24 protein-coding genes and 1 pseudogene are annotated in these 24,591 nt (G+C 70.5%); 7 read left to right on the top strand and 18 right to left on the bottom strand.

Going from position 1 to position 24,591, the window contains the following annotated elements:
* Positions 1 to 4: 4 nt before the first annotated feature.
* The 5 genes from O5O46_RS13625 to O5O46_RS13605 all read right to left on the bottom strand — a co-directional run bounded on the left by O5O46_RS13625 (position 5) and on the right by O5O46_RS13605 (position 4,449).
* A complete protein-coding gene (locus O5O46_RS13625; protein ID WP_333482375.1) occupies positions 5 to 754 on the bottom strand; it encodes a VOC family protein in 750 nt (249 codons plus the stop codon).
* A gap of 146 nt (positions 755 to 900) precedes the next feature.
* Entirely contained in the window at positions 901 to 1,968 is a 1,068-nt protein-coding gene (locus tag O5O46_RS13620) for an NAD(P)H-dependent flavin oxidoreductase (protein ID WP_269855830.1), read from the bottom strand.
* Positions 1,969 to 1,970: 2 nt separating this feature from the next.
* Positions 1,971 to 2,765 (bottom strand): CoA-transferase subunit beta, encoded by a 795-nt coding sequence (locus tag O5O46_RS13615; protein WP_269855649.1) that lies wholly within the window; start codon positions 2,763 to 2,765, stop codon positions 1,971 to 1,973.
* Positions 2,762 to 3,652: a CoA transferase subunit A gene (locus tag O5O46_RS13610; protein ID WP_269855648.1), complete on the bottom strand. Its 891-nt coding sequence runs from the start codon at positions 3,650 to 3,652 to the stop codon at positions 2,762 to 2,764. Before O5O46_RS13610 ends, O5O46_RS13615 begins: the two co-directional genes overlap by 4 nt.
* The gene (locus O5O46_RS13605) at positions 3,649 to 4,449 is read right to left on the bottom strand and encodes an enoyl-CoA hydratase family protein (RefSeq protein WP_269855647.1); all 801 of its coding nucleotides are present in this window, start codon (positions 4,447 to 4,449) and stop codon (positions 3,649 to 3,651) included. The genes O5O46_RS13610 and O5O46_RS13605 overlap by 4 nt, the downstream gene beginning before the upstream one ends.
* A 69-nt stretch (positions 4,450 to 4,518) precedes the next feature.
* Here O5O46_RS13605 and O5O46_RS13600 point away from each other — a divergent pair, with 69 nt between their 5' ends.
* Complete coding sequence (locus O5O46_RS13600; RefSeq protein ID WP_269855646.1) at positions 4,519 to 5,319, top strand: SDR family oxidoreductase; 801 nt, start codon at positions 4,519 to 4,521, stop codon at positions 5,317 to 5,319.
* A 4-nt stretch (positions 5,320 to 5,323) separates the two neighbouring features.
* Positions 5,324 to 5,971 (top strand): TetR family transcriptional regulator, encoded by a 648-nt coding sequence (locus tag O5O46_RS13595; RefSeq protein ID WP_269855645.1) that lies wholly within the window; start codon positions 5,324 to 5,326, stop codon positions 5,969 to 5,971.
* Positions 5,972 to 6,136: 165 nt separating this feature from the next.
* Here the strand turns inward: O5O46_RS13595 and O5O46_RS13590 are convergent, their stop codons facing one another.
* The gene (locus O5O46_RS13590) at positions 6,137 to 6,616 is read right to left on the bottom strand and encodes a nitroreductase/quinone reductase family protein (RefSeq protein WP_269855644.1); all 480 of its coding nucleotides are present in this window, start codon (positions 6,614 to 6,616) and stop codon (positions 6,137 to 6,139) included.
* Positions 6,616 to 7,854: an acyl-CoA dehydrogenase family protein gene (locus O5O46_RS13585; RefSeq protein WP_269855829.1), complete on the bottom strand. Its 1,239-nt coding sequence runs from the start codon at positions 7,852 to 7,854 to the stop codon at positions 6,616 to 6,618. Before O5O46_RS13585 ends, O5O46_RS13590 begins: the two co-directional genes overlap by 1 nt.
* A gap of 125 nt (positions 7,855 to 7,979) precedes the next feature.
* Here O5O46_RS13585 and O5O46_RS13580 point away from each other — a divergent pair, with 125 nt between their 5' ends.
* On the top strand, positions 7,980 to 9,179 hold the full coding sequence (locus tag O5O46_RS13580) for a thiolase C-terminal domain-containing protein (protein WP_269855643.1): 1,200 nt from the start codon (positions 7,980 to 7,982) through the stop codon (positions 9,177 to 9,179).
* Positions 9,180 to 9,213: 34 nt separating this feature from the next.
* Here O5O46_RS13580 and O5O46_RS13575 read toward each other — a convergent pair whose 3' ends face one another.
* From O5O46_RS13575 to O5O46_RS13565, 3 genes are read right to left on the bottom strand one after another with little or no spacing between them, the layout of a single operon-like run.
* Positions 9,214 to 9,777 carry a GNAT family N-acetyltransferase gene (locus O5O46_RS13575; RefSeq protein ID WP_269855642.1) on the bottom strand — a complete coding sequence of 188 codons (564 nt, stop codon included), beginning with the start codon at positions 9,775 to 9,777 and terminating at the stop codon, positions 9,214 to 9,216.
* Positions 9,778 to 9,781: 4 nt separating this feature from the next.
* Positions 9,782 to 10,210, bottom strand: a complete 429-nt coding sequence (locus tag O5O46_RS13570; RefSeq protein WP_269855641.1) for a Zn-ribbon domain-containing OB-fold protein — start codon at positions 10,208 to 10,210, stop codon at positions 9,782 to 9,784.
* Positions 10,211 to 10,238: 28 nt separating this feature from the next.
* Positions 10,239 to 10,688, bottom strand: a complete 450-nt coding sequence (locus tag O5O46_RS13565) for a DoxX family protein (RefSeq protein WP_269855640.1) — start codon at positions 10,686 to 10,688, stop codon at positions 10,239 to 10,241.
* A gap of 208 nt (positions 10,689 to 10,896) precedes the next feature.
* Between O5O46_RS13565 and O5O46_RS13560 the strand changes: the two genes are divergently transcribed.
* The 3 genes from O5O46_RS13560 (at position 10,897) to O5O46_RS13550 (ending at position 14,725) form a co-directional block, all read left to right on the top strand.
* On the top strand, positions 10,897 to 13,110 hold the full coding sequence (locus tag O5O46_RS13560) for an acetate--CoA ligase family protein (protein WP_269855639.1): 2,214 nt from the start codon (positions 10,897 to 10,899) through the stop codon (positions 13,108 to 13,110).
* 67 nt (positions 13,111 to 13,177) lie between these two features.
* On the top strand, positions 13,178 to 14,038 hold the full coding sequence (locus O5O46_RS13555; protein WP_269855638.1) for an enoyl-CoA hydratase/isomerase family protein: 861 nt from the start codon (positions 13,178 to 13,180) through the stop codon (positions 14,036 to 14,038).
* Positions 14,039 to 14,089: 51 nt separating this feature from the next.
* Positions 14,090 to 14,725 carry a flavin reductase family protein gene (locus O5O46_RS13550; protein ID WP_269855637.1) on the top strand — a complete coding sequence of 212 codons (636 nt, stop codon included), beginning with the start codon at positions 14,090 to 14,092 and terminating at the stop codon, positions 14,723 to 14,725.
* A gap of 71 nt (positions 14,726 to 14,796) precedes the next feature.
* Here the strand turns inward: O5O46_RS13550 and O5O46_RS13545 are convergent, their stop codons facing one another.
* The 5 genes from O5O46_RS13545 to O5O46_RS13525 all read right to left on the bottom strand — a co-directional run bounded on the left by O5O46_RS13545 (position 14,797) and on the right by O5O46_RS13525 (position 20,401).
* Complete coding sequence (locus O5O46_RS13545; protein ID WP_269855636.1) at positions 14,797 to 15,864, bottom strand: Zn-dependent alcohol dehydrogenase; 1,068 nt, start codon at positions 15,862 to 15,864, stop codon at positions 14,797 to 14,799.
* Positions 15,865 to 15,892: 28 nt separating this feature from the next.
* Complete coding sequence (locus O5O46_RS13540; RefSeq protein WP_269855635.1) at positions 15,893 to 17,353, bottom strand: aldehyde dehydrogenase family protein; 1,461 nt, start codon at positions 17,351 to 17,353, stop codon at positions 15,893 to 15,895.
* 65 nt (positions 17,354 to 17,418) lie between these two features.
* On the bottom strand, positions 17,419 to 18,267 hold the full coding sequence (locus O5O46_RS13535) for an SDR family oxidoreductase (protein WP_269855634.1): 849 nt from the start codon (positions 18,265 to 18,267) through the stop codon (positions 17,419 to 17,421).
* Positions 18,264 to 19,487, bottom strand: coding sequence for an acyl-CoA dehydrogenase family protein (locus O5O46_RS13530; protein WP_269855633.1), 1,224 nt, complete (start codon positions 19,485 to 19,487; stop codon positions 18,264 to 18,266). The genes O5O46_RS13535 and O5O46_RS13530 overlap by 4 nt, the downstream gene beginning before the upstream one ends.
* 8 nt (positions 19,488 to 19,495) lie before the next feature.
* Positions 19,496 to 20,401, bottom strand: coding sequence for an SDR family oxidoreductase (locus tag O5O46_RS13525; protein ID WP_269855632.1), 906 nt, complete (start codon positions 20,399 to 20,401; stop codon positions 19,496 to 19,498).
* Between the two features lie 122 nt (positions 20,402 to 20,523).
* Here O5O46_RS13525 and O5O46_RS13520 point away from each other — a divergent pair, with 122 nt between their 5' ends.
* A complete protein-coding gene (locus tag O5O46_RS13520; RefSeq protein ID WP_269855828.1) occupies positions 20,524 to 21,450 on the top strand; it encodes a cyclase family protein in 927 nt (308 codons plus the stop codon).
* A gap of 152 nt (positions 21,451 to 21,602) precedes the next feature.
* Here the strand turns inward: O5O46_RS13520 and O5O46_RS13515 are convergent.
* The 3 genes and pseudogenes from O5O46_RS13515 to O5O46_RS13505 form a co-directional block, all read right to left on the bottom strand.
* Positions 21,603 to 22,022: pseudogene (locus tag O5O46_RS13515) on the bottom strand (ATP-binding protein); the annotation flags it as partial.
* Between the two features lie 487 nt (positions 22,023 to 22,509).
* Complete coding sequence (locus O5O46_RS13510; protein WP_269855631.1) at positions 22,510 to 23,430, bottom strand: acyl-CoA dehydrogenase family protein; 921 nt, start codon at positions 23,428 to 23,430, stop codon at positions 22,510 to 22,512.
* A 4-nt stretch (positions 23,431 to 23,434) separates the two neighbouring features.
* On the bottom strand, positions 23,435 to 24,589 hold the full coding sequence (locus tag O5O46_RS13505) for an acyl-CoA dehydrogenase (RefSeq protein ID WP_269855630.1): 1,155 nt from the start codon (positions 24,587 to 24,589) through the stop codon (positions 23,435 to 23,437).
* Positions 24,590 to 24,591 lie beyond the last annotated feature (2 nt).

Raw genomic sequence — 24,591 nt, 5'->3', positions numbered from 1 at the left:
CCCTCTACCCCTCCCCTGTCTTCGTCGCGATGTCGATGACCGTGAAGTGCGCGCCCTGGTCGTCTATGACCGAGGCCCAACGGCCGTGCGGGCTGTCCCGCGGCTCCGTGCTGACCTTGCCGCCGAGCTTCCGTACGGTGGCCACCGTGGTGTCGCAGTCGTCGACCACGAAGTAGACCGTGAAGTGCGCGGGCAGCCCGGCCGGGAAGTCCGGCCCCATCTGCCGCCGTCCTCCGACGTACTGGATCTCGGAGCCCCGCTTGAGCGTCCACACCTCGTAGTCGAAGTCGCCGCCCGCCTCGCCTATCTGCTCGGTGTCATAGCCGAACACCCTTCGGTAGAAGGAGTCGACCGCGTCCTTCTCCCGTGTGTACAGCTCCGTCCAGCCGAAGGCCCCGGCTTCGTCCCGCTTGTCGAAGCCGTGGTGCGTGCCGCCCTGCCACACGCCGAAGACCGCACCGCTGGGATCGGCGGCGATCACCATCGTGCCGAAGTCGCCGACCCGTCCCGGGCCCGTCACGATCTGGCCGCCCGCCTCGCGTATCGCCTCGGCGGTCCTGAACACGTCATCCGACGCGAAGTACACCGTCCACGTGGTCGGCATGCGTCCGTCGAGCTTGGGAATGAGCGCCGCGACGTAGCCTCCGTCGTGCAGCGCCAGACTGTACGAGGTGCCCGGTGCGCCGCCGTCCTCGAATGTCCAGCCCAGCAGTTCCCCGTAGAAGCGCTTGCCCGCCGCCACGTCCGGAAGCATCGCATCCACCCAGCAAGGGGCACCTACCGCGAACGCAGACATGGCCCTGAGTCCTCCCGTGCGGTGGGATGTCGTCTCGTTGGCCACGCTAGCCCGGCCGCACGGCTTCCGCCCGCCCTGTGGATAACGCGGATCCGATGACCAGATCAGCGCATGGCGAGGCTGTGGACGGCGGTCAGTCGCTCCTCCGCCTCGGCGGCCACCCGGCGGACCAACTCGGCGCAGGACGGCAGGTCGTCGATGACTCCCACCACCTGCCCGGAGGCCATGACGCCGAGGTCGGCGCGGCCGTCCACCATTGCGGCGCGCAGCAGTACCGGGGTGTTGGCCGCCATCAGCACCTGCGGCCAGCTCAGCCCGCGGGCCTCGCGGATCGCCCGGCCCTCGCGCAGCATCGCGCGCAACGGAGTTCCGGTCATCCGCGCGAAGCGCAGCGCGTTGCCCACGGCTCGCGGATAGCGGGCCAGTGGTCCACCGCGCGTCAAAGAGGCCACGAAGTCGGTGTTCAGCACCCGGTGCGGCACACCGTCCACCTCACGTGTCACCGTCGTCCCGGTGACATCCGCGGACAGATAGCGGCCCTGGATCGAGCGTGGCACCGGGGCGTCCGAAGTGAGCAGGAAGCGGGTGCCCATCGCGACGCCGTCCGCGCCGTAGGCCAGGGCGGCTGCCAGGCCCCGGCCGTCGAAGAACCCGCCCGCCGCGATGACGGCGACGGACGAGCCCGCGAGGGTATCCAGGACCTGCGGCAGCAGCAGGGTCGTGGGTACGGGTCCGGTGTGGCCGCCGCCCTCGCCGCCTTGGGCGACGACCGCGTCCACTCCCCACTCGGCCACCTTCTCGGCGTGCCGTCTGGCGCCGACCGAGGGGATCACGATCATGCCGTGGTCGTGCGCCCGCTTGATCAGGTCGCGGCTGGGCGCCTGCGCGAACGAGGCGACCCGGACGCCTTCGCGGCCCATGAGGTCGATCCGCTCGGCGGCGTCGGGGGCGTCGGCCCGTAGGTTGACGCCGAAGGGGCGGTCCGGTGCCGCCGCCTTCACCTCGTCGATCGCGGCCTCCAGTTCGTCGTATGCCATGGTCGCCGAGGCGAGGACACCCAGGGCGCCCGCGCGGGCGGTGGCGGCGACCAGCCGTGGATAGGCCACGTACCCCATACCGGTCTGCATGATCGGGTGGTCGATGCCGACCAGGGCGGTCAGCCGAGTGCGCAGTGTCATGCCGGAACCTCGCGGTCGCGCAGCGAGCGCGGATCGAGGACATCGCGGATGAGGCGCAGTTCCTGCGTAGTGGGGGCGGGAGTGGTGGGTACGTCAACGCCTCCCGTCAACGCCTCCCCCGCGCCTTCTGGGCCGACCAGATCGAAACCTGTCGCCTCGACAACTTCCGCGACCGTCACGCCGGGATGCACCGAGACCAGCCTCATCCGCCCGTCGCCGGTGTCGAAGTCCAGTACGCACAGGTTGGTAATGACCTGCCGCAGATCGTGGAAGCGGGCCGCGGGGCCGGGCAGTGCGGCGGCCCGGTCGTTGCCGACGCCGCACACGACGTCGACACGGGAGGTGAGGACTCGGCGACTGTGCCGCGGCACCCAGTAGCTGGTGGCGTGGTTGACGGTGTTACCCGGGGCGCCACGGGCGCCGAGGAGCTGGCGTTTGGGACGCTCCCAGTCACCGACGCACGAGATGTTGGCGTTTCCGTACGCGTCGATCTGTGCCGGTCCCATCATCACGTGGCGGCGCCCGCTCGCCAGCAGGTCGAGCACCGCGCGGTACGGCAGCCAGCCCTCCACGGTCAGGTCGGCGGTCGGTGCGCCCAGGGCGACGTCACCGTCGATGATCTGGGCAAGGCCGTCGGTGAGCACCAGGTCAGGCGCGACCGTGGCGCGGGCCAGACGGGCGCCGATGGTCGGCACCGTGCCCATGGGGCTGGCGAGGATCTCGCCGTCGCCGTGCCAGGCCCGCGCGCAGGCGGCGACGCAGACCTCGGCGCGGGTCGCGGTGGTGATCACCGGGCGCCTCCCGCACGGTCTGCTCGCGCGGCGTGGAACTCGTCCACAGCCTGTTGATACGACGCCTCGTCAGGCTGGTCGAGGAAGCGGTCGGCGAAGGCGGCCCACTCCCGCGGGTCCGCCGCGGCCCGCGCGTACGCCTGCTGGAACGCCTCGTCACGCCCGTACTGCGGTGGGCACTCGGTGAAGTGCGCGCCGCGCGGTGCCTCGACCACGCCCGCCGTCAGATACCGGTGGACGACCAGGGCGTGCAGACAGCCCGCCGCCCGCCGCAGATCAGCGGTCGGCAGAACGCGTTCGGCCGATACATAGGAGGTTTTCGCGGCCAGGCAGAACAGGTCGTCGAAGTACTGGTCGGGCCCGGTGAGCGCCGCGTTGCCGCGTGGATCGGCCAGGTTGGCGTGCACCAGGGCGACGTCCAGTTCCAGCGGCGGAGCGGCCATCACCTCGTCGCCGCTTCCGTACGGGTCGGTGACGGTGCGCAGGAAGGGGGCGTTGCGCGGCACGTCCGAGCCGATCCCACCGCGCACCGGCATGAACGGCAGCCGTAGCGCCGCCGCTCGCAGACCGGCCAGGAACATGCCTTCGTCCAGTTCCAGGGCCTGCACCGCACCCGATTCCCGGGCCGCCCGGAAGTGGGGTTCCAGGGGTATCGAGTCCAGGGACACGAATCCGTAGACGGCCTTGCGGACCTTGCCCGCGGCGCACAGCAGTCCTACGTCGGGGCCGCCGTAGGAGACGACGGTCAGGTCCTTGACCGGGGAGCGCAGCAGGGCGCGCACCAGCGCCATGGGCTTGCGGCGCGATCCCCAGCCGCCGACGCCGACCGTCATGCCGTCCTCGATGCGCGAGACGGCCTCGTCTGCGGTCATCCGCTTCTCCGTCATGTGCCCTCCCCTTGTGCCGCGCTGTTCCGGTCCGGGGTGCCGTCGCTCCGACCGAAGTCGTCGCGCAGCCGGTCGCTGACGCCGGTCAGGTTCAGCTCGAAGGTGAAGCCCTGCTCGTAGCGGTAGGAGCGTTTGACGTCGACGGGGTCGATGCCGTTCAGGGACTGCTTGGCGGCGCGGATGACGACCACGTCCTTGGTGGCGATGCGCGCGGCGACGGCCAGGGCGGTCTCGCGCAGCCGCTCGCGGTCGACGACCGCGAGCACCGAGCCGTAGCCGTGCAGTTCGTCGGCGGTGGCGTGCTCGGCGGTGTAGACCATGTGCCGCATCCGCTGCTGCGGCACCAGCCGGGCCAGATGTGTGGCCGCGCCCAAGGCGCCGCGGTCGACCTCGGGCAGCCCCAGGTAGGCGTCGTGCGAGGCGATCACGATGTCCGCGTTGCCCACCAGCCCCACCCCACCGCCCAGGCAGAAGCCGTGTACCGCGGCGATCACCGGCACCGGGCAGTCGTACACCGCCGCAAAGGCCGCGGCGCAACCGGCGTTGGCGCCGAGCAGTGCGTCGTAGGCCCCCGCACCGCCGTGCGGTGGGCGCCGCATTTCCTTGATGTCGACGCCCGCGCAGAAGCCCCGGCCTTCGGCACGCAGAACCAGCGCACTTGTGCCGGGTTGCGATCCCTGCGCGTTAAGTGTGTCGGCGAGTTCAAACCACCCTGACACCTCAAGCGCGTTGACCGGCGGAGCGTCGATCACCACCTCCGCGATGCCCGCTGCCTGGCGCACCACCCGTATCGCCATCAGCCCTTCCTCCACGCGCACTTGAACCTAACCTGACACTCCGTCAGCTCCTCTGGCACGATAGCCGACATGACAGATGGCCTGGAAGGGCAAGTCGCGCTCGTGACAGGCGGCACCCGCGGCATCGGCCGGGCGATCGCCGAGCGGTTGCGGGCGGCGGGCGCCGAGGTCGCCGTCTGCGCCCGTGGGAAACCGGAGGCGCTGCCGGAGGGCATCGCCTTCCACCAGGCCGACGTACGGGACCCGGAGGCCGTCAGCACGCTGTTCGACCGGTTGCGCGCCGCGTACGGGCGGCTCGATCTGCTGGTCAACAACGCGGGCGGCTCCCCGTACGTGGAGGCGGCCACCGCTTCCCCGCGGTTCTCCCGCGCCATCATCGAGCTGAACCTGCTGGCGCCGCTGTACTGCGCGCAGGCGGCGCACCTGATCATGCGCGAGCAGCCCGGTGGCGGATCCATCGTCAACATCGGCAGTGTCAGCGGTGTCCGCCCCTCCCCCGGGACCGCCGCCTATGGAGCGGCCAAGGCCGGCCTGTCCTCGCTCACCCGCTCCCTGGCCGCCGAATGGGCGCCGAAGGTCCGGGTGAACTGCCTGGTCGTGGGCCTCGTCCTGACGGAGGACAGCACCGGCGCCGCGACGGACGCCGCCCTCGACCACTACGGGGACGAGTCCGCCCGGCGGGCGCTGACAGCCGCGATCCCCATGGGCCGACTGGCCCACCCTGACGAGATCGCGGATCCGGTGCTCTTTCTGGCATCACCGGGCGCGCGCTATATAACCGGCGCTGACCTGCACATTCACGGCGGTGGAGAGCGCCCTCCCCATTTGTACGCAGCCGAATCGCGCACTGATCACCCGAAGGTAAACTGACGGCATGACAGGACAAGTTCGCACCGTCGACGGCCGAGTTGCAGGGCGCCGCGGGCAGGCGACGCGGCAGAAGCTGCTCGAATGCCTCAGCGAGATGCTCAGCACTTCGCCGTACCGGGACGTCAAGGTCATCGACGTCGCCCGGATGGCGGGTACCTCCCCCGCAACGTTTTACCAGTACTTCCCCGATGTCGAGGGCGCGGTCCTCGAACTCGCCGAGGAGATGGCCAAGGAAGGGGCGACCCTCACCGATCTGGTCGCGGGACGCACCTGGGCGGGCAAACCCGCCTGGGCCGCCGCGGAAGACCTGGTGGACGGGTTCCTTTCCTTCTGGCGTAAGAACGACGCCATTCTGCGCGTCGTCGACCTTGGCGCGGCGGAAGGGGACAAACGGTTCTACAAGATCCGTATGAAGATCCTCAACGCCGTCACCAACTCCCTCACCGACTCCATCAAGGAGCTTCAGGACAAGGGCCGGGTCGACAAGTGGGTCAACCCGGCGGCGATCGCCGGTTCGCTGGTCGCGATGCTCGCCGCGGTGGCCGCGCACCAGAAGGGCTTCCAGTCCTGGGGCGTCAAGCAGGCTGAGCTCAAGCCCAACCTGGCGCTCCTGGTACACCTGGGTGTGACCGGTAAGAAGCCGACCAAGTAACAGCTCCGGCACCATTCGGCGGCGGCTCAGCGCCGTGTCGCCAGTTCGTCCTGCCACGTCCTGCCAGGCATTGACGCGGGCGTCGGCCGGCCCTCGGGGGAGGTAGCCGGTCCGGCGCCCGCGTCGGCGTACGGGCGTCCGCCCCCCGCTCCAGGTGGCGCTCGGTCAGTCGCGCGGAGTGACCCGGAACAGCCGGATCTCCCGCTCCACCCGCGCCGCGTACTTCGCGTACGGCGGCCAGAAGCGCACCACCGCCTCCCACACCCGCGCACGCTCGGCGCCTTCGAGCAACGCGGCCGTGACCGGGATATCGCGGCCCTTCCAGCTGATGCGAGCGCTCGGATTCCTGATCAGGTTGCCCGTCCAGGCTGGGTGATCCGGTCGCCCGAAGTTGCTGCCCACCAGCACAAACGTGCCGTCCTTGACGGGCATGCAGGCCAACGGGGTCTGCCGCGGCTGCCCGCTGCGCGCCCCTGTGGAGGTCAGGACCACGCTCGGCAGCATCCGGGTGCCCAGCAGCACCTTGCCGCCGGTCAGCCGATGGACCAGCCGATCCAGCGCCGGGAGGACATGCGGCGCCACCTTCGCGAACGCCCGGCTGGACGAGACCTCCTGAGCGATCCGCCGGACCGCACCTGACGCCATCACGCGACCGCCCCCTCGGCAACAGTGGAACCGAACAACCCGGCACGCCGCGCGGCCCGCGCCCGCAGCCGGTGTACCGGACCGAAGATCAACTCATCGGCGGCGGCCCGCTTGAAGTACAGATGCGCGTGGTGCTCCCAGGTGAAGCCGATCCCACCATGGAGCTGGATCGACTCCGCGGCCACCTGGTTCAGCGTCTCCAGCGCCTGCGCGAGCGCCAGTGGACCGACGACACCGATGTCGTCCTCCATACCGCCGCCGTCGACCGGGCCCTCGCGGCCCACCGCCCAGGCGGCGTAGTACGCGGCGGAACGTGCCGCCTGCACTCGCACATAGCCGTCGGCGAGGCGGTGTTTGACTGCCTGGAACGATCCGACGGGCCGTCCGAACTGCTCTCTCACCCGCAGATACGCCACCGTGCTGGACAGCGCGAAGTCCGCCGCGCCCACCGCCTGAGCGGCCAGCACGGCCGCGGCGAGCCCGCCGGTGCGCACCAGTGCCGCCATCAGCTCGTCCGGCGCCGGCGCGGCCGCTCCGCCCAGGGGCACGCCGGCCACGTCGCGCAGCTCCACGCGGGCCTGCGGACGGGTCTCATCAAGCGTGGTGAGCCGGGTGCGGGTCAGTCCGGACGCCCCCGCGTCCACCATGAACAGGTGAGTCCGGCCCCGCACGTAGCCGCCGGTATGCGCGGCGACCAGCAGCAGCCCAGCGCTGTGCCCGTCCAGCACCTGGTCCACCTGACCGTAGAGCCGCCAGCCGTCGGCGAGCTGCCGGGCCTGTACGCCGCCGGCTCGGCCGCCCCCGGACCAGGGGCCGTGGTTCGGACCGGTCAGCCCGAGAACGGCGCTCAGCGGGCCGGGAGCGGCCAGTGCGGCCGTCAGCTCGCCCGCCGCGATGCGCGGCAGGTAACCGATCCGCTGCTCCTCGCTGCCCAACTCCGCGACAAGCGGTGCCACCAGCACGCAGCTGGCCAGCAGCGGAGCGGGCAGCAGCACCCGGCCGGCCTCCTCGCTCGCCAGCACCAGCTCGGTCGGACCGCAGCCGACGCCCCCGTACCGCGGTGGGAGGGCCAAACCCGGCATCCCGAGCCGCTTGGCCAGCTCTCGCCAAACTTCCACGTCATAGCCGGCGGGTGTGCGGCACGCGGCCCTTACCTGCTCCGGGCCACACCGCTTGCGCAGCAGGTCGCGCAGGGTGCGCCGGATCTCGTCCTGTTCCTCGGTGAACGCGGCATCCATCGGCGGGTCCTTCCAGGTGATCCACCGCAGCACTCTCATCAACTGACGCACCGTCATGTTAGAGAGCCGGACAGCACGCGCACAGGGGTGCGCCACGACGACATTGCGCGGCCCACACTAAACTGATGTACCGTCAGTTTGTGCCGACATCCGTGATACCCCGCGCCCCCCGCAAGGTCGCCGTCGTCGGCGTGGCCTTGGCCGAGTGCGGCCGGGTCGATGAGCGCACCGCCTACGCCCTGCACGCGCAGGCCGCCCGACGCGCCCTGGCGGACAGCGGACTCGACCGGTCGGTCATCGACGGCTTCGGCTCGGCGGGACTGGGCACCCTGGCACCCGTCGAGGTGGCCGAATACCTGGGGCTGCGCCCCACCTGGGTCGACTCCACCTCCGTTGGCGGCTCGACCTGGGAGGTGATGGCGGCGCACGCCGCCGACGCCATCGCCGCCGGGCACGCCAACGCCGTCCTGCTGGCCTACGGCTCCACCGCCCGCGCCGACCTCAAGGCCGGACGCCGAACCGCCAACCTCTCCCTGGGCGCCCATGGCCCGCTGCAGTTCGAGGCGCCCTACGGTCACACGCTGATCGCCAAGTACGCGATGGCCGCCCGCCGCCATATGCACGAGTACGGCACCACGCTGGAACAGCTCGCCGAGGTGGCTGTCCAGGCCCGGGGGAACGCCAGCCGCAACCCCGACGCGATGTACCGCACACCGATCACCGTGGACGAGGTGCTCTCGGGCCCGATGATCGCCGATCCGTTCACCAAGCTGCACTGCTGCATCCGCTCCGACGGCGGCTGCGCTGTACTGCTCGCCGCCGAGGAGTACGTACCGGACACCGCCAAGCCCCCTGTATGGATCCTGGGCACCGGCGAGTGCGTATCGCACTCCGCGACGTCCCAGTGGGAGGACTTCACCGTCTCACCCGCGGCGGTCTCCGGACGGCTCGCCTTCGAACGGGCCGGAATCCGACCGTCCGAGATCGATGTCGCGCAGATCTACGACGCGTTCACCTACATGACGCTGATGACGCTGGAGGACCTGGGCTTCTGCGGCAAGGGCGAGGGCGGGGCCTTCGTCACCAAGGGGCGGCTGCTGACCGATGGCGAACTCCCGGTCAACACCGACGGTGGCGGGCTGTCCGCCTGCCATCCCGGTATGCGCGGACTGTTCCTTCTCGTGGAAGCCGTACGGCAGTTGAGGGGCGAGGCGGGCGGCCACCAGGTGCGCGGAGCGGGTGGTCGGCTCCCCCGGCTGGCTGTGGCCTCCGGGACGGGCGGATGGTTCTGCTCCTCGGGCACCGTCGTCCTGGGGCGCGACTGACACACCTGGCGCCGCGCGGCCGGAACCGGCACGGTCAGGGGGCGGTCGGCGCCTCGGGGGCCGGATCGACGGCGAGTCGGGCGTGCAGATGCAGGTCGCGAGGCACACCGTCCAGATCGATCCGCGCGCCACGCAACAGCCCCTCATAGGCGTACGCGCACCGGCGGGCGACCGCACAGGACGCCTCGTTGTCCAGATCGTGGCCCAACTCCAGCCGATAAAGGCCGAGATCGCGAAACGCCCACCGGGTGACCGCCTCAAGCGCCCGCGACGCTATGCGCCGTCCCCGCTCCTCCCGGATCACCCAGTAGCCGACCCGTCCACTGCGCATCCTCGGGTCGGACAGCTGCACGCCCACATGGCCACGCACATCGCCGTCCTCGGAGACGGCGAACGAGAGCATGTCACCACGCACCCACCCCTCCCTGCGGCTGCGTATGAACCTCAGCGCGCCCCTCTCGTCCTCGATCCGCGCGGCGGGCGTGTTCCAGCGGTTGAAGTCCGGGTCCGACAGACCGCGTAGCGCGGCCTTCGCATCGCCCTCCTCCCAGGGGCGCAACGTCAGTCCGTAGGCCTGGAGTTCGACAGGTCGCACCATGCACTCATTCAACACCTGTACCGGCCAAGCGGAATACGGGGATCGTGCACGTTCCGCCGTCCGCCATGGTGCGGAAGGCCACCCGAAGTTCAGCGCCGATCCGCAGATCGGACTCCGCGCAGTCGACCACCTCCGTCATAATGCGCGGCCCTTCGGCGAGAGTGGCCACCGCGGCGATGTAAGGCACACGGTTCCCGAAGGGCGGCAGATCGTTGCGATGGACAACCGACCAGGTGTAGAGCGTGGCCCTACCACTGGCCTCCTCCCAGTCGACGGCTTCGCTCCAGCAGCCCGGACAGAACTCACGCGGATAGTGGTGCGCGACCCCGCAGTCCCGGCACCGCCGGATCAGCAACCTGCCTTCGGCCGCCGCGTCCCAGTAGGGGCGGGTGAAGGAGTCGATCTCCGGCCGGTCGAAGCGCACTTCTGGCATGACTGTTCCTTCCGCTCACGTTCCACCGTCAGAAGAGTCCGAACGCCGCGTCGAGTGACCAGTGCTGCCAGCACATGGCGAACAGTCCCATCAGCGATATCAGCGCCATCATCGAGTTCTGCCCCTGCTCGGCCCAGTCGTGGATCATCAGCATGAAATAGACGAGGTTGAGCAGCAGGCCGCCCACCAGGGCTATCGGCGTGAGCAGTCCGAGCGTCAGGCCCAGGCCGAGGGCGAGTTCGGCGTAGACCACCACATGGGCGATCACCTTGGGCCGCGGGGCCACGACGGCACTGAAGCCGTTGCGCACCAAGGCCCAGCGGTGCTTCCCCGCGATGTCCGCCGCCCAGGCGATGCCCGAACCGCGCTCGAACCAGGCCCGCTTGTCCTTGTGCCGCCAACTCTCCAACCACCACAGACCGAGGCCTATGCGCAGCACGGCGAGCCAGTCGCCGCCGGTAAGCCAGAGTGTGTGCATCACCGAACTCCTCCCTCATCGAATCCCCGGCATCTGGCACGTTCGTTGATCCACCGCCCGCTGCCTGGGCGAAGTCCTCCCTACCCCTCGGTCCACACGCGCCCCTGTGGAAGCTTCTCGCTACTGACCAGTTCCTGCCGCCCGATCCATTCAGTAATCTGACTATGCGTCAGTTACGTCAACACCGCATCAGGAACGGGCGGGACTCATGCTTGGATCGACACACGGCAGCCTCAGCACCGATCCCCGTTCGGCGCGGGCCGTGGCCTGCGGTGAGCGTCCTGCACCCACCGTGCACGGCGCCGCGGACCTCGACGTCAGCGGACGGCCGCTGTACGCCCCGGTGCCCGACCTCGACCGGTTCTTCCACCCGGAGACGATGGCCGTGATCGGCGCTTCGGACGCCGAGGGCAAGCCGAACACCGGCATCACCCGTCAGCTGATGGCCTGGGCCGAACGCGTCGGCGCCCGGCTCCTTCCCGTCAACCCGGGGCGCGAGACGGTCTTCGGGCTGCCCTGCCACGGGTCCGTAGCGCAGTTGCCGCAGCCGCTGGACCTCGCCGTGCTACTCGTCGCCGACCCACTGCCGGTGGTGGAGCAACTGGCCGAGGCCAAGGCGAAGTTCGCTGTCGCGTTCGCCTCCGGGTTCGCCGAGACCGGTGCGGCGGGCGCCGCCGCCCAGCAGCGTCTGGCCGAGGCGGTGACCCGCTCGGGCCTGCGGCTGCTCGGGCCGAACACCAATCTCAACGCCTTCGAGCGGTTCCGCGACGACCTGGAAGGCCCAGCGATCGCGTTGATCACCCAGTCAGGGCACCAGGGCCGCCCGGTCTTCGCCCTTCAGGAGTTGGGCATCCGGCTCAGCCACTGGGCACCCACCGGCAACGAGTCCGACCTGGAAGCGGCCGACTTCATCTCGTACTTCGCCGAACAGGCCGAGGTAGGGGCCATCGCCGCATATGTGGAAGGGCTCAAGGACGGCCGTTCGTTCATGCTCGCCGCCGATCGGGCGGCCAGGAACAAGGTCCCGATCGTCGCGATCAAGGTCGGCAGGACCGAGACCGGCGCACGTACGGCCGCCTCGCACACCGGCAAGCTCACCGGCTCGGACGCCGTCACCGACGCGGCCTTCAAGCAGTTCGGCGTCATCCGGGTCAACGGCCTCGACGAACTCCAGGACACCGCCCAGCTGTTGGCCCGCGCCAAACCGCCGAGCGCCGAGGGTGTCGTCGTCTACTCCATCTCCGGCGGCACCGGCGCGCACTTCTCCGACCTGGCCAGCGCGGCGGGTCTGCCACTGCCCGTACTGTCCGAACACAAGCAGTCCGAGTTGCACCAATGGATACCCGAGTACCTGAACGTGGCCAATCCGGTGGACAACGGCGGCCACCCAGTGGGTGACTGGCGGGGACGCAAGATCATCGACGCGATCCTGGCCGACCCGGCCGTGGGCGTACTGGTCTGCCCCATCACCGGGCCGTTCCCGCCCATGAGCGACAAGCTGGCCCAGGACCTGGTGGACGCGGCGGAGCGCACGGACAAGCTGGTGTGCGTGGTGTGGGGCTCGCCGGTGGGCACGGAGGCGGCCTATCGCAGCACGCTCCTGGGCTCCTCCAAGGTCGTCACGTTCCGCACCTTCGGCAACTGTGTCACCGCGATCAAGGCCTACCTCGACCACCACCGATTCGTCGCCGACTACCGGTCTCCCTTCGCCGACGCTCCACGCACGCTCTCCCCGTCCGTCCGCAAGGCCCGACCACTGCTCTGCCACGGCCAGCAGTTGAGTGAACACGCGGCCAAGCAGTTGCTGCGGGCTTACGGAATCCGCGTGCCGCGCGAGCAGTTGGTGAACAGTGCCGCCGGGGCGGTGCGCGCGGCGGGACTCGTCGGCTACCCGATCGTGATGAAGGCATCCGGAGCCCAACTCTCGCACAAGACCGAACTCGGACTTGTCCAGGTCGGATTGACCTCCGCCAGCCAGGTCCGGGACGCCTACCGGGAGCTGACCGACATCGCCCGCTTCGGAAACATCGAGCTGGACGGAATCCTGGTCTGCCAGATGGTGGAGCAGGGCGTGGAGATGGTCGTCGGTGTCAGCCACGACCCGCTGTTCGGGCCCACCGTGACGGTCGGGCTCGGCGGCGTACTGGTCGAGGTCCTGCGGGACACAGCGGTTCGCGTACCACCGTTCGGGGCCGAGGAGGCCCACGCGATGCTCCGGGAGCTGCGCGGATACCCCCTCCTCGACGGCGTACGCGGCCAACCGCCCGCCGACACCGACGCGTTGGTGGATGTGGTCCTGCGCCTGGAGCGCATGGCGATGGAACTCGACGACAGCCTCGCCGAACTGGACATCAACCCGTTGATGGTGCTGCCGCGCGGTCAGGGCGCCGTGGCGCTGGACGCGCTCGCGGTGTGCCGGTGAGCCGCGTGCGGCAACCGGCCGATGACGTGTGGGCGGCCGAGACTTCCGACCGCGACCAAGGACGTTCATGACTTCCTCCCCCGAAGAATCCATCGGTCCGTCCGTCGATTCCTTTGTACTCCAGGCCACTGACAACGGCGTCTCCTGGATCACCCTCAACCGGCCGGAGGCGATGAACGCGCTCGCCCCCGACCAGCGCGAACGCCTCGTCGGCCTGCTGGACGACGCCTCCGGCGATCCGTTGGTCAGGTCCGTCGTGATCACCGGTACGGGCCGGGCGTTCTGCGCCGGAGCCGACTTGCGCCCCACGTCCGCCCCCCGCCCAGGCAACCCCGCCAGTGCGAGCCGACCTCCCGGCGAACGCATCGCGGGCGACGTCGCGCGAACCATACGGCGCGGCGCCCAACGACTGATCGCCGCCGTGCTGGACTGCGAGAAGCCGGTGATCGCGGCGGTGAACGGCACCGCCGCCGGGATCGGGGCACACCTCGCCTTCGCCTGCGACCTCGTCATCGCGGCCGAGGGCGCGAGGTTCATCGAGGTGTTCGTGCGACGCGGACTCGTCCCCGACGGAGGTGGCGCGTATCTGCTCCCCCGGCTGGTCGGTCCGCAGCGCGCCAAGGAGCTGATGTTCTTCGGCGACGACCTGCCGGCGGACGCCGCCCAGCGTCTGGGGTTGGTCAACCGTGTCGTGCCCGCCGACGAGTTGACGAAGGCCACCCGGGAGTGGGCCTGTCGGCTGGCGTCCGGCCCCACCCGCGCGCTGGCGCTCACCAAGCAGCTGGTCAACTCCTCACCGGTGTCGGACCGGAGCACCGCGTTCGCCGCCGAAGCCGCCGCTCAGGAGATCAACATGACCACCGCGGACGCCCAGGAGGGCGTCCTGGCCTTCGTTGAACGCCGCACCCCGCAATTTCGGGGCCGCTGACCGACAGCGAAGCCCCCACAGCCATTCCAATCTGACTAAGCGTCAGCTCCAATGGGTAATGTGATGGGACACGCGGGAATGGCGGCTACGGCGGTCCGCTACCTCAGGTCGGTCGGGGCGCCGACAACCGCCGCTCCCGTCGCGGCGATGCCACGACCGGAACTGCGCGCGGTACGAGAGGACGAGCGGGCACCGCTGGATCAGGGCGAGTTCCGCCGGGTGCTGGGCCACTTCGCCAGCGGCGTCACAGTGATCACCGCACCAGGCGCACCCGACGAGGGGCGCGGCCCCGCCGGCTTCGCCTGCCAGTCCTTCGTCTCGCTGTCGCTGGACCCGCCGCTGGTCGCGTTCATGGTCGGCCGTACGTCCCGCACCTGGCCGCGGGTCGCCGGCGCCGGAGTCTTCTGCGTCAACGTGCTCGGCGCCGACCAGAGCGAACTGTGCCGGGCATTCGCCGTCAGCGGCGGCGACAAGTTCGCCGGAGTGGAATGGGTTCCCGCCCCCGCGACCGGTGCGCCGCTACTCGCCGGGGTCCCCGCCTGGATCGACTGCACGATTCACGCCGTGCACACAGGCGGCGACCACCTCATCGTCGTCGGCCATGTCGCCGCCCTGGGCACCCCGCGGCAAGGTGCGCCGTCGCCGCTCATCTTCCACCAGGGACGTTTCGGCACCGTCTCCGGCTAGAGCCGCGGCACGGCCTTTCCACTGGAGTCGCAAGGCGAGAAGGCCGGAACGTCGGCCGACGCCAGGCCCCTTCAGAAGGTGAGGACCGCCCGGGCCACCCGCCCGTGACGCGCGTCGTCGGCTGCTTCGGTGAACTCCTCGACCGGATAGGCCCTGGTGACCAACTCGTCGAGCAGTAACCGACGTTGGCGGTACAGCTCGGCGTACAGCGCGATGTCCCGCTGCGGTCGTGAGGATCCGTACCGGCAGCCGAGAATGGACTTGTCCAGGTACATGGTGGAGACCCGGAACGAAGCCTCGGCGCCCGCGGGCGGTACGCCGAGCAGTACGGCCTGGCCGTGCCGGTCCAGCAGGTCGATGGCCTGACGGATGAGTCCGACGTGCCCCACGCATTCGAAGGCGTGGTCGGCGCCGGTCGGCAGAAGGGCATGGACGGCCTTGACCGGGTCGGCGCCCTTCGAGGCGTCGATGAAGTCGGTGGCGCCGAACTGCCGGGCGGCCGCTTCCTTCGCCGGGTTCGCGTCGATGGCGACGATGCGCCGCGCACCGGCGAGCCGCGCGCCCTGGATGACGTTCAGGCCGACGCCACCGGTGCCGATGACGACCACCGATTCGCCGAGGCCGACCCTGGCCCGGTTGAGAACGGCGCCGACGCCGGTCAGGACCGCGCAGCCGATCAACGCCGCTGAGGTGAGGGGGACCTCCTTGGGAATGGGCACCGCCTGCACCGCCTTGACGACGGTGCGCTCCGCGAAAGCGGAGTTGGCCGCGAAGTTGTAGAGCGCCTCGCCGCCACGGCTGAACGGCCGTTCCGGACGGCCCATCGCACTGCGGCACATGGTCGGACGGCCTCGATCGCACTCGGCGCAGGTACCGCAGTTCGCCAACGTGGACAGGGCGACGTGATCGCCGGGCGCGACATGGCTGACGCCCGCGCCGAGCGACTCGACCACGCCCGCGCCCTCGTGACCGAGCACGACGGGCACCGGGAAGGGGATCGTGCCGTCGATCACCGAAAGGTCGCTGTGGCACAACCCCGCGGCCCGGATGCGGACCTCGACTTCGCCCGGCCCGGGTGCGCGGACCGCGAGGTCGTCCACGACCCGGGGCTGCTTGCCGTCGAAGATGACGCCTCTCATATCCACCGTCCTCGCGACCGCCGGTTCCTTACGAGGGCCAGACCACCGACTGGAGTTCGCTGTACGCGTGCAGCCCGAAGGAGCCGCCGTCCCGGCCGACTCCGCTGTCCTTGAATCCGCCGAAGGGCGTTTCGGGATGCCGCTGCACGGTGTTGATCCCGACGTTCCCGCTGCGCAGCCGACCGGCGAGCCGCCAGGCGCGACCGGCGTCGCCCGAGAAGACGTAGTCGTACAGGCCGTACGCGGTGCCGTTGGCGATCTCGACCGCGTCGGCCTCGGTGTCGAAGGGGATGGCGACGACCACCGGCCCGAAGATCTCCTCCTGGGCCACCGCCGTCTCCGGCCGGACGTCGGCGATGAGGGTGGGCGCCACGTAGTACCCGGGCTTGAGACCGGGACGGGTACCGCCGGTGACGATGCGGGCGCCCTGGTCCCGGGCCCCGGAGATATAGGACTCGACGCGGTCGCGGTGGGCGGCGCTGATCAACGGGCCGACGATCGTGGAGTTATCCACAGGGTCCCCGGTTGTCAGTGCCTCGGCGTAGCGTTGAAGACCGGTGACGACCTTCTCGTACAGCGCGCGATGGACGAGTACCCGGGTCGGTGCCGTGCAGATCTGTCCGCTGTGGAACGACCACGTTGAGCCGACGCCGCCCACCACGTTTTTCAGTGCCCCGTCGGTCACGTCGTCCAGGACGATCGCGGCTCCCTTGCCACCGAGTTCCATGAGGGTTCGCTTCATCGACCGTCCAGCCGATTCGGCTATCGCCTTACCCACGGAGGTGGAACCAGTGAAACTGATCATGTCGACATCGGGGTGTCCGACCAGGTCCTCACCGGCCGCGGCACCTGATCCGGTCACCACGTTGAACACTCCGTCCGGCAGACCGGCCTGCTGGAGGATCTCGCCGAGAAGGAGACAGGTCAACGGGTCCTGCGGCGCGGGCTTGGCCACGACCGTGTTGCCCATGGCCAGTGCCGGAGCGGCCTTCCCCGCCAGATTCACCACGGGGAAGTTGTACGAGGTGATACAGCCGACGACGCCGACCGGGCGCCGGACGGCCGCCGCGCCGAGCAGTCCTCCGGGGGCCAGCGGGGACGCCTTCACCGGCAGCGGTGCCAAGGGGATCGTGTCAGCCTCGGTCGCCCCACGCGCATAGCGCCGGAAGCGTTCCGCGGCCGTGTGCAGTTGCATGGTGGACGCCACCCGCATCGTCGCCCCGGTCTCCGCCTGGAGCAGCGGCACGAGGTCCTTGGCACGGGCGGCCAGCAGGTCCGCGACGCTGTCCAGCACGGCGGCGCGCTCCCGGGGCGTGGTGCGGCTCCAGTCCTCGCACGCGGTGCGCGCGGCTTGGACGGCGGCGTCCACATCGTCTCGGGTCGCTTCCGGGGCAAGCCCGATGACCTGCTCGGTGGCGGGGTTGACGACCGGATAGTGGTTCTGGGCGGGCTGGCGCCGTCCGTTGATCCAGTGCGCGTAGCGCTTCATTCGTCAGTGCCCTTCGCTGGGCTCGTTGGTCCGGTCACCCGCTGGTCATGCAAGCGGCCGCGGTATCAGGGGTGTTGAGAGGAGACCGATATGACCTCACCGGTCAGATAGGAGCTGTAGCCGCTGGCAAGGAAGACGATCACGTTGGCGACCTCCCAGGGTGCGGCGGCACGGCCGAAGGCTTCGCGGGAGGTTAGTTCGCCGAGCAGTGCGTCACTGGTGACCTTGGCCAGGTTGGGGTGCATGGCGAGAGAGGGGGCGACGGCGTTGACCCGCACACCGTGCGGGGCGGCCTCGATGGCCGCGCATCGGGTCAGCGCCATGACACCGGCCTTGGCCGCGGCGTAGTGGGCCTGTCCGGCCTGGGCGCGCCAGCCCAGTACGGAGGCGTTGTTGACGATCACGCCGGTGCCCCGGGGACACATGTGCCGTAGGGCGGCGCGGGTGCAGCGGAAGGTGCCGCCCAGTGTGGTGTCGAGGACCTGGCACCACTGCTCGTCGGTCATGTCGACGAGTTCGGCGGTACCGCCCAGGCCCGCGTTGTTGACCAGTACGTCGATACAGCCGAGTTCGGCACTGGCGGTCGCGAACAGCCGCCGTACGTCGGCCTCGACGGTCACATCGCAGGGCACTGCGAGGGGCCTGCTGCCCATGATGTCGGCGAGTTGCTCGGCGGACGCGGCCAGGCGGCGCTCGTGGCGGTCGCTGATGGCCACGGTGGCGCCTTCCGCGGCGCATCGTTCGGCGGTGGCGAAGCCGATTCCGGTGCCCGCGGCGGCCGTTATCAGGACGGTACGTCCCGCAAGGAGTCCATGGGGTGGCTCGTACGCCGGTGGCCGCGTCTGACCACCCGCGCCACCGCTGGTGGTGACGCCGGAATCGACGGGCCGCCCGGGGGTGGACTCGGCGGTCATGGGCGGGGTTCCTTCGGGAGCCCGAGGACGCGCTCGGCGATGATCGTCCGCTGGATCTCGTCGGAGCCGCCGTAGATGGTGTCGGCGCGGCTGAACAGGAACATCCGCTGGAGGGAGTCGAGTTGATATGGAAGGTCAGCGTTCGGGTCGTCGGATTCGGCGACCGAAGATGACGATGCGGGCCGGAGGACGGGGCCCGCCGAGGCGGGGGCGCCTCGTACCGCCATCGCCAGTTCACCGAGGCGCTGGTGCCAGCGGCCCCACAGGAGTTTGGACATGCTCGGGGCCGCCGGATCCGTGGTGCCGAGGGTGCGCAGCGCGTTCCAGCGCATGATGCGCAGGTCGGCCCACTGCCGGATCAGGCGGTCGCGCAACACCGGGTCGTCGACGGCGCCGTTGTCGACGGCGAGCGCCATGATGTCGTCCAACTCCCGGGCGAAGCCGATCTGCTGCACGAGGGTGGAGACGCCGCGTTCGAAGCCGAGGAGGGCCATGGCGATGCGCCAGCCATCGCCTTCGGCACCGACTCGGTGGTCCACGGACGCGTACGCGCCGTCGAAGAACACCTCGTTGAAGTCGCTCTCGCCGGACATCTGGCGGATGGGCCGGACCTCGACGCGGCCGGGCTGGTCCATGGGCACCAGCAGGAAGGACAGTCCGCGGTGCCGCGTGGAGCCGGGCTCGGTGCGGGCCAGGACGAAGCACCAGTCCGCATCGAGCGCCAGTGACGTCCAGATCTTCTGGCCGGTGACGCGGTAGTCGGCTGCGCCGGTGTCCCGGACGGCCGCGGTGCGCACGCCCGCGAGGTCGGATCCGGCGCCCGGTTCGCTGTAGCCCTGGCACCACAGTTCCTCGCCACGGGCGATGGGCGGCAGGAATCGGTCGCGTTGGGCGGCGGTGCCGTGGGCGAGCAGGGTGGGGGCGAGCAGGTTCTCGCCGATGTGGCCGCAGCGGGACGGTGCGGCGGCGCGGGCGTACTCCTCGCCCCAGACGACCTGTTCGACCAGCGAGCCGTGCCGGTTCCCGTACGGTCCGCGTGCGCCGTCGAGCGGTGCGCGCTCGCCGTCCGGGGTTTGCCAGCCCAGGCCGATCCAGCCGTGCGCGCCCAACTCGCGTTCCCACGCCCGGCCGTTGGTCGTGGTGGGCGTCAGATGCTCGGCGAGCCAGGCCCGTGCCTCGGTGCGGAACGCCTCGGCGCGCGGACCGAAGGTGAAGTCCATGACGGTTCCTAAGCGTTGGGGCAGTCGCCGGTGGCGGCGGCCTGTCGCATGGCCTCGAGTTGGGCGAGCAGCGGCATCGGGTCGGTGCCTACGGTGCCGGGCAGGAGGTCCGCGATGCGCTGCGGTGTCCAGGTGCCCTCAGCGTAGGCGGCGCGTAGTTCGCGGGGCTGGGCCCAGACCGCGATCTTCGGGCCGGCGACGGTGTACACCTGACCGGTGATCTCACGGGCGCGGTCGCTGAGGAGGTAGACCACGAACGGCGCGACATCCTCGGGTTCGCCCATCTCCTTGAGTTCCATGGGGACGTTGGCGGACATCCGGGTGCGGGCGATCGGTGCGACGCAGTTGGCGGTCACGCCGTACTTGTGCAGGCCGAGCGCGGCGCTGCGGACGAGGGAGATGACGCCGCCTTTGGCGGCTGAGTAGTTGGCCTGGGCGGCGCTGCCCTGGTGGTTGCCGCTGGTGAAGCCGACCAGGGTGCCGGAGCGCTGCTGGCGCATCACGGCGGAGGCGGCGCGGAAGACGGTGAAGGTGCCCTTGAGATGGGTGGCGACGACCGGGTCCCACTCCTGCTCGGTCATGTTGAACAGCATGCGCTCGCGCAGGATTCCGGCGACGCACACCGCCCCGTCGATCCGCCCGTACGCCTCGACGGCCGTGGCGACGACCCGGGCGCCGCCGGACATGGTCGCCACGTCGTCGGCCACGGCGACGGCGTCGCCGCCCGCCGCCTCGATCTCCTTGACCACGGCCGCCGCCACCTCGCTGGTCGGTTCGCCGCCCTCGACGGAGACGCCGTGGTCGTTGACCACGACCTTGGCGCCCTCGGCGGCGCAGGCGAGCGCGACGGCCCGCCCGATCCCCCGCCCCGCGCCGGTTATCGCGATGACCTTGCCGGTCAAGAAGTCGCCCACGGCCGAACCTTCCCACGGAACTTCCCCAGTTTCTGACGGTGCGTTAGATTCTAGGAACACCGGTGACCCATCGCGCAAGCCCCGCGTCCCCGGAAGCCCCGCAGCCCTCGCAGGAGGCCCGGATGCCGATGCCCAAGCAGTTCCATGACATCGCCAAACGCGTGAACAACTGGGGGCGTTGGGGCCCCGCCGACGAGATCGGCACGCTCAACCTGATCACCGACGAGGTGGTGCGCGAAGCGGTCCGCACCGTCCGAAGCGGGCGCCGCGTCCCGCTCGCACTGCCCCTGAGGCAGGACGGGGTGCAGACCGGCGCGATCCCGGGCCGGGTGAACCCGCTGCACACGATGACCTCCGTCAACTGGCAGCTGTTCGGCCCAGACACGGTTGCCACCAGCGACGACGTGGTCACTATGGGACTGCAGGCGGCCACGCACTGGGACGGCTTCGGGCACGTCTCGCACTCCGGCCGCCTCTACAATGGCCGCCCCGCGAGCACCGTCACCGCGCACCAGGGCGCCGAGTTCGGCGGAACCGAGAAGATCACCAGCCTGGTCTCCCGCGGTGTCCTGCTGGACGTCGCCCGCGCACACGGCGTCGAACGGCTTGCCGAGGGCCATGCCGTGACGCCCGAAGACCTGGACGCCGCCGAGGAAATGGCAGGTACGAGGGTCCACTGTGGCGACATCGTTGTCGTACGCACCGGGCAGATCCGGCGGTATCTGGGCGGCGACCGGCAGGGCTACGCGTACCCGTCGCCCGGGCTGTCGGTCCGCGCCCCCGAGTGGTTCCACGCCCGCGACGTGGCGGCGGTCGCCGATGACACGCTGACCTTCGAGGTCTTCCCGCCCGAGATCGACGGCCTGTGGCTGCCGGTGCACGCGCTCCATCTGGTGGAGATGGGCATGCCACAGGGGCAGAACTGGAATCTGGAGGAACTGTCCGCGGCCTGCGCCGAGGACGGCCGCTACGCGTTCCTGCTGAGCGCGACACCCGAGCCGTTCGTCGGCGGGGTGGGCAGTCCGGTCGCACCGGTGGCGATCAAGTAGCCCGTTCTGGCGGCGCCCGAGCGCCTGGGAGCGGTGGCCGACCCCGAGACGGTTCCCGCGGCGGCGCGGTCGTCGTCCCGGTACCCGATGGTGTCGCCGTAGGCCGCCATGGGCCGCTCGTCGCACAGGTACCGGGCGGAGGAAGCCTCCGGGGCCGTCTCGCCGCGGTCCACCTCGCACCAGATGTGCTTGCCGGCGCCCTCCCGCTCCCAGCCCCAGCGGTCGGCGAGGCCGTCCACCAGCTCCAGGCCCCGGCCGCCGGTCTCGTCACCCTGGGCGTGCCGTGGCGCCGGAGGCTTGGCGCTGGCGTCGGCGACCTCCACGCGCACCGTCCCGTTGGCGCCCGTGTCGCAGGCCTCGACCTCCGGGAAGAGCATCCGCAGCACGGCCGGACAGCCGGTGTGCACCACCGCGTTGGTGACCAGCTCGGAGATGAGCAGGAGCAGTGTCTCGGCCAGCGGCTCGTCCGCCCCTATGCCCGACCGCTGCAGCCGGGAGCGGGCCCATCTACGGGCCCGGCCCACCTCGGCCGGGTCAGGAAAGACCTCCAACTGCACCTGAAGCACCTGCACCGCTCACACCATCCGAACCGGCGGACACATCGCCTCGCGCCTCCGTACCGTCACCGACCGTGACGCCGACGAAGGACAGCATGATTGACGTACAGTCACCGCAACAAGCGCTTCGGTCATATTCCAACGGAACGCGGTACACATGCTGCATACTGCCCCGCGGCCGCGCTCGTTACGGGTAGTGGATGGGCGCGACACCGTGCGTGTCCAGCGCCGACGGGCGAGTTCTCCCCGTCCGCGAGCATCGTGGAGCGCCGCGCCGGTTGCCGCTTGGACTCCGCCATGACGACCGTCGCGATTGTTGCGCCCCTGAACCACTCGCACCCGATGGAGGGTACCCGAGCGGGGCGCCGACTCCACGCCGTTACGAGTTACACCTCGGACACAACCCGATATCGACGCTCTGTGACTCCTTATTCCGGGCATATCGCACCATTCCGCAACCGTTGGCGACCAGCGGCGACGCCGTGCACCCGCCCGGTCACCATTACCAGATCCCGGGAGCGGAAAGGGAACGCGCCAGGGCGTCCTGGATCTCCCCCTCCCGAGCGAACCGGGTTGACAACAACCACGCGCGTTTCATGTGGAGATGCACATCGGCCTCCCAGGTGAAGCCCATCCCGCCGAAGATCTGAAGGCAGTCGCGGGAGTTGCGGACAGCGGCCTCGTCGGCGAGCAGCTTGGCGGCGGCGGTCTCCACCGGATCACCGGTGACGGCCGCCGCGTAGACGGCGGTACGGGCCATCTCCACCCGCACCAGCATGTCCGCGCACAGGTGCTTGACCGCCTGGAAGGTGCCGATCGCCCGCCCGAACTGGCGCCGGAGACCCGCGTACTCGACCGCCGACTCCAGCGTCCGTCCCGCGCTGCCGCACTGTTGGGCGGCGGTGAGCAGCACGGCCTCCTGGCGCAGCCGGGCGGCATCGGGCACCGCGCGCCCCTCGGCGGTCCGCGCCGTGACCCGGTTCAGCGGTGTCATCGGATCCACCGACCGCAGCGCGACGGTGACCAGTTGGGCCGGGTCGAGAACGCGGGCGCCGCCCTCGTCGAGCCACAGCACCGCGTCCGCGTCCGCCTGGTGATCGACCAATGTGCCGTCGCATCCGGCGACCACCGTCTCGCCCTCGGCCGCTCCGTCCACCGCTCCCGCCGCCAGGTGCGTCGCCACCAGCGGCCCCGGCAGCAGCGCCCGCCCGGCCTCCTCGAAGACCAACGCGGCCTCGGCCAGGCCCATCCCGTCCAGCCGCAGGCCGAACACCCCGGCGGCGCCCAGTTCCCGCCACAGCCTCCGATCCACCGCGGCGTCCCGCAGACAGGCCCGCATCCGGTCCCGGTCGAACCGCCCGGACAGCAGGTCCCGTACACCGCGGCGCAAAGCGCGCTGCTCGTCGGTCAGTTGGAAGCGCACGACGTCACGGCCCCTTCGGCAGGCCGAGGATCCGCTCGGCGACGATGTTCTTCTGGATCTGCGAGGTGCCGGCGGCGATCGTGTACGACAACGAGGACAAACGGTCGGCGGTCCACTCCTGTGCGGCGTCCAGGGCGTCCGCGCCCAGTACCGCCGCCGCCGTGTCGTACAGCTCCTGGCGCGCCTGCGAGTAGCGCAGCTTGAAGACCGAGCCCCCGGCGCCCGGTACGCCGGTACGGCCCCGCGCCGCGCTGACGTTCCACTGGATGAGCCGCCACAGCACCGAGAACTCGGCGGCCAGCCGCCCGATGCGCCGCCGCAGGGCCTGCTCGTCCCAGCTGCCGTTGCGCCGCGCCATGGCGGCGATCTCACGCAACGTCCTTTGGCAGGCGATGACTTCACCGGCGAACGCCGTGCCGCGTTCGAACGACAGCGTGACCATGGTGACGCGCCAGCCGTCGTTCTCCTCGCCCACCCGGTTCGCCACCGGCACCCGGACCTCGTCCAGGAACACCTCGGCGAACTCCCTCGATCCAGCGAGTGTGCGCAGCGGCCGCACCTTAATGCCGTCGGCGCTCATGGGCATCGCCAACCAGGTGATCCCCCGGTGCCTGGGTGCCCGGGGGTCGGTGCGCACCAACAGCTCGCACCAGTCGGCGACTTCTGCGTGCGAGGTCCAGGTCTTCGATCCGGTCACCACGTACGTGTCACCGTCCAGGACCGCTCTGGTGCGCAGTGCGGCGAGGTCGGAGCCCGCCTCCGGTTCGCTGAAGCCCTGGCACCACACGTCGTCGCCGCGCAGGATCGGCGGCAGCCAGCGGCGGCGCTGCGCCGGGGTGCCCTCGGCGGCGATGGTCGGTCCGGCGTGCAGCAGTCCGACGAAGTGGGCGCCGACGTACGGCGCTCCGGCCCGCTCGGTCTCCTCCAGGAAGATCAGGTGCTGGGTGGGGGTGGCGCCGCGTCCGCCCGCGTCCTCGGGCCAGTGCAGTCCGGCGTAGCCGGCGTCGTGGAGCATCCGCTGCCAGGTACTGTCGTACGCCCTGCGGCCCGGCCAGTCCTCCGGGCCGGGTTTGGGCGGGAGCGTCGGCAGAACGGCGGCGAGCCAGGCGCGCAGTCGCGCGCGGAAGGCCTCCTCCTCCTCGGTGTAGGTCAGGTCCATGC

This window comes from Streptomyces sp. RPT161, assembly GCF_027533845.1.
Lineage (GTDB): Bacteria > Actinomycetota > Actinomycetes > Streptomycetales > Streptomycetaceae > Streptantibioticus_A > Streptantibioticus_A silvisoli_A.
Note: the sequence above shows the minus strand (reverse complement) of the source record. Positions and strands in the feature narration are given on the sequence as shown.

What these genes read in the sequence shown, in the direction of transcription:
- O5O46_RS13625 (WP_333482375.1), bottom strand. Translation starts at nt 754, where the DNA reads ATGCTTCCGGACGTGGCGGCGGGCAAGCGCTTCTACGGGGAACTGCTG.
- O5O46_RS13610 (WP_269855648.1), bottom strand. Translation starts at nt 3,652, where the DNA reads ATGACGGAGAAGCGGATGACCGCAGACGAGGCCGTCTCGCGCATCGAG.
- O5O46_RS13605 (WP_269855647.1), bottom strand. Translation starts at nt 4,449, where the DNA reads ATGGCGATACGGGTGGTGCGCCAGGCAGCGGGCATCGCGGAGGTGGTG.
- O5O46_RS13600 (WP_269855646.1), top strand. Translation starts at nt 4,519, where the DNA reads ATGACAGATGGCCTGGAAGGGCAAGTCGCGCTCGTGACAGGCGGCACC.
- O5O46_RS13595 (WP_269855645.1), top strand. Translation starts at nt 5,324, where the DNA reads ATGACAGGACAAGTTCGCACCGTCGACGGCCGAGTTGCAGGGCGCCGC.
- O5O46_RS13590 (WP_269855644.1), bottom strand. Translation starts at nt 6,616, where the DNA reads ATGGCGTCAGGTGCGGTCCGGCGGATCGCTCAGGAGGTCTCGTCCAGC.
- O5O46_RS13585 (WP_269855829.1), bottom strand. Translation starts at nt 7,854, where the DNA reads ATGGATGCCGCGTTCACCGAGGAACAGGACGAGATCCGGCGCACCCTG.
- O5O46_RS13580 (WP_269855643.1), top strand. Translation starts at nt 7,980, where the DNA reads ATGTACCGTCAGTTTGTGCCGACATCCGTGATACCCCGCGCCCCCCGC.
- O5O46_RS13575 (WP_269855642.1), bottom strand. Translation starts at nt 9,777, where the DNA reads ATGGTGCGACCTGTCGAACTCCAGGCCTACGGACTGACGTTGCGCCCC.
- O5O46_RS13570 (WP_269855641.1), bottom strand. Translation starts at nt 10,210, where the DNA reads ATGCCAGAAGTGCGCTTCGACCGGCCGGAGATCGACTCCTTCACCCGC.
- O5O46_RS13565 (WP_269855640.1), bottom strand. Translation starts at nt 10,688, where the DNA reads ATGCACACACTCTGGCTTACCGGCGGCGACTGGCTCGCCGTGCTGCGC.
- O5O46_RS13560 (WP_269855639.1), top strand. Translation starts at nt 10,897, where the DNA reads ATGCTTGGATCGACACACGGCAGCCTCAGCACCGATCCCCGTTCGGCG.
- O5O46_RS13555 (WP_269855638.1), top strand. Translation starts at nt 13,178, where the DNA reads ATGACTTCCTCCCCCGAAGAATCCATCGGTCCGTCCGTCGATTCCTTT.
- O5O46_RS13550 (WP_269855637.1), top strand. Translation starts at nt 14,090, where the DNA reads ATGGGTAATGTGATGGGACACGCGGGAATGGCGGCTACGGCGGTCCGC.
- O5O46_RS13545 (WP_269855636.1), bottom strand. Translation starts at nt 15,864, where the DNA reads ATGAGAGGCGTCATCTTCGACGGCAAGCAGCCCCGGGTCGTGGACGAC.
- O5O46_RS13540 (WP_269855635.1), bottom strand. Translation starts at nt 17,353, where the DNA reads ATGAAGCGCTACGCGCACTGGATCAACGGACGGCGCCAGCCCGCCCAG.
- O5O46_RS13535 (WP_269855634.1), bottom strand. Translation starts at nt 18,267, where the DNA reads ATGACCGCCGAGTCCACCCCCGGGCGGCCCGTCGATTCCGGCGTCACC.
- O5O46_RS13530 (WP_269855633.1), bottom strand. Translation starts at nt 19,487, where the DNA reads ATGGACTTCACCTTCGGTCCGCGCGCCGAGGCGTTCCGCACCGAGGCA.
- O5O46_RS13520 (WP_269855828.1), top strand. Translation starts at nt 20,524, where the DNA reads ATGCCGATGCCCAAGCAGTTCCATGACATCGCCAAACGCGTGAACAAC.
- O5O46_RS13505 (WP_269855630.1), bottom strand. Translation starts at nt 24,589, where the DNA reads ATGGACCTGACCTACACCGAGGAGGAGGAGGCCTTCCGCGCGCGACTG.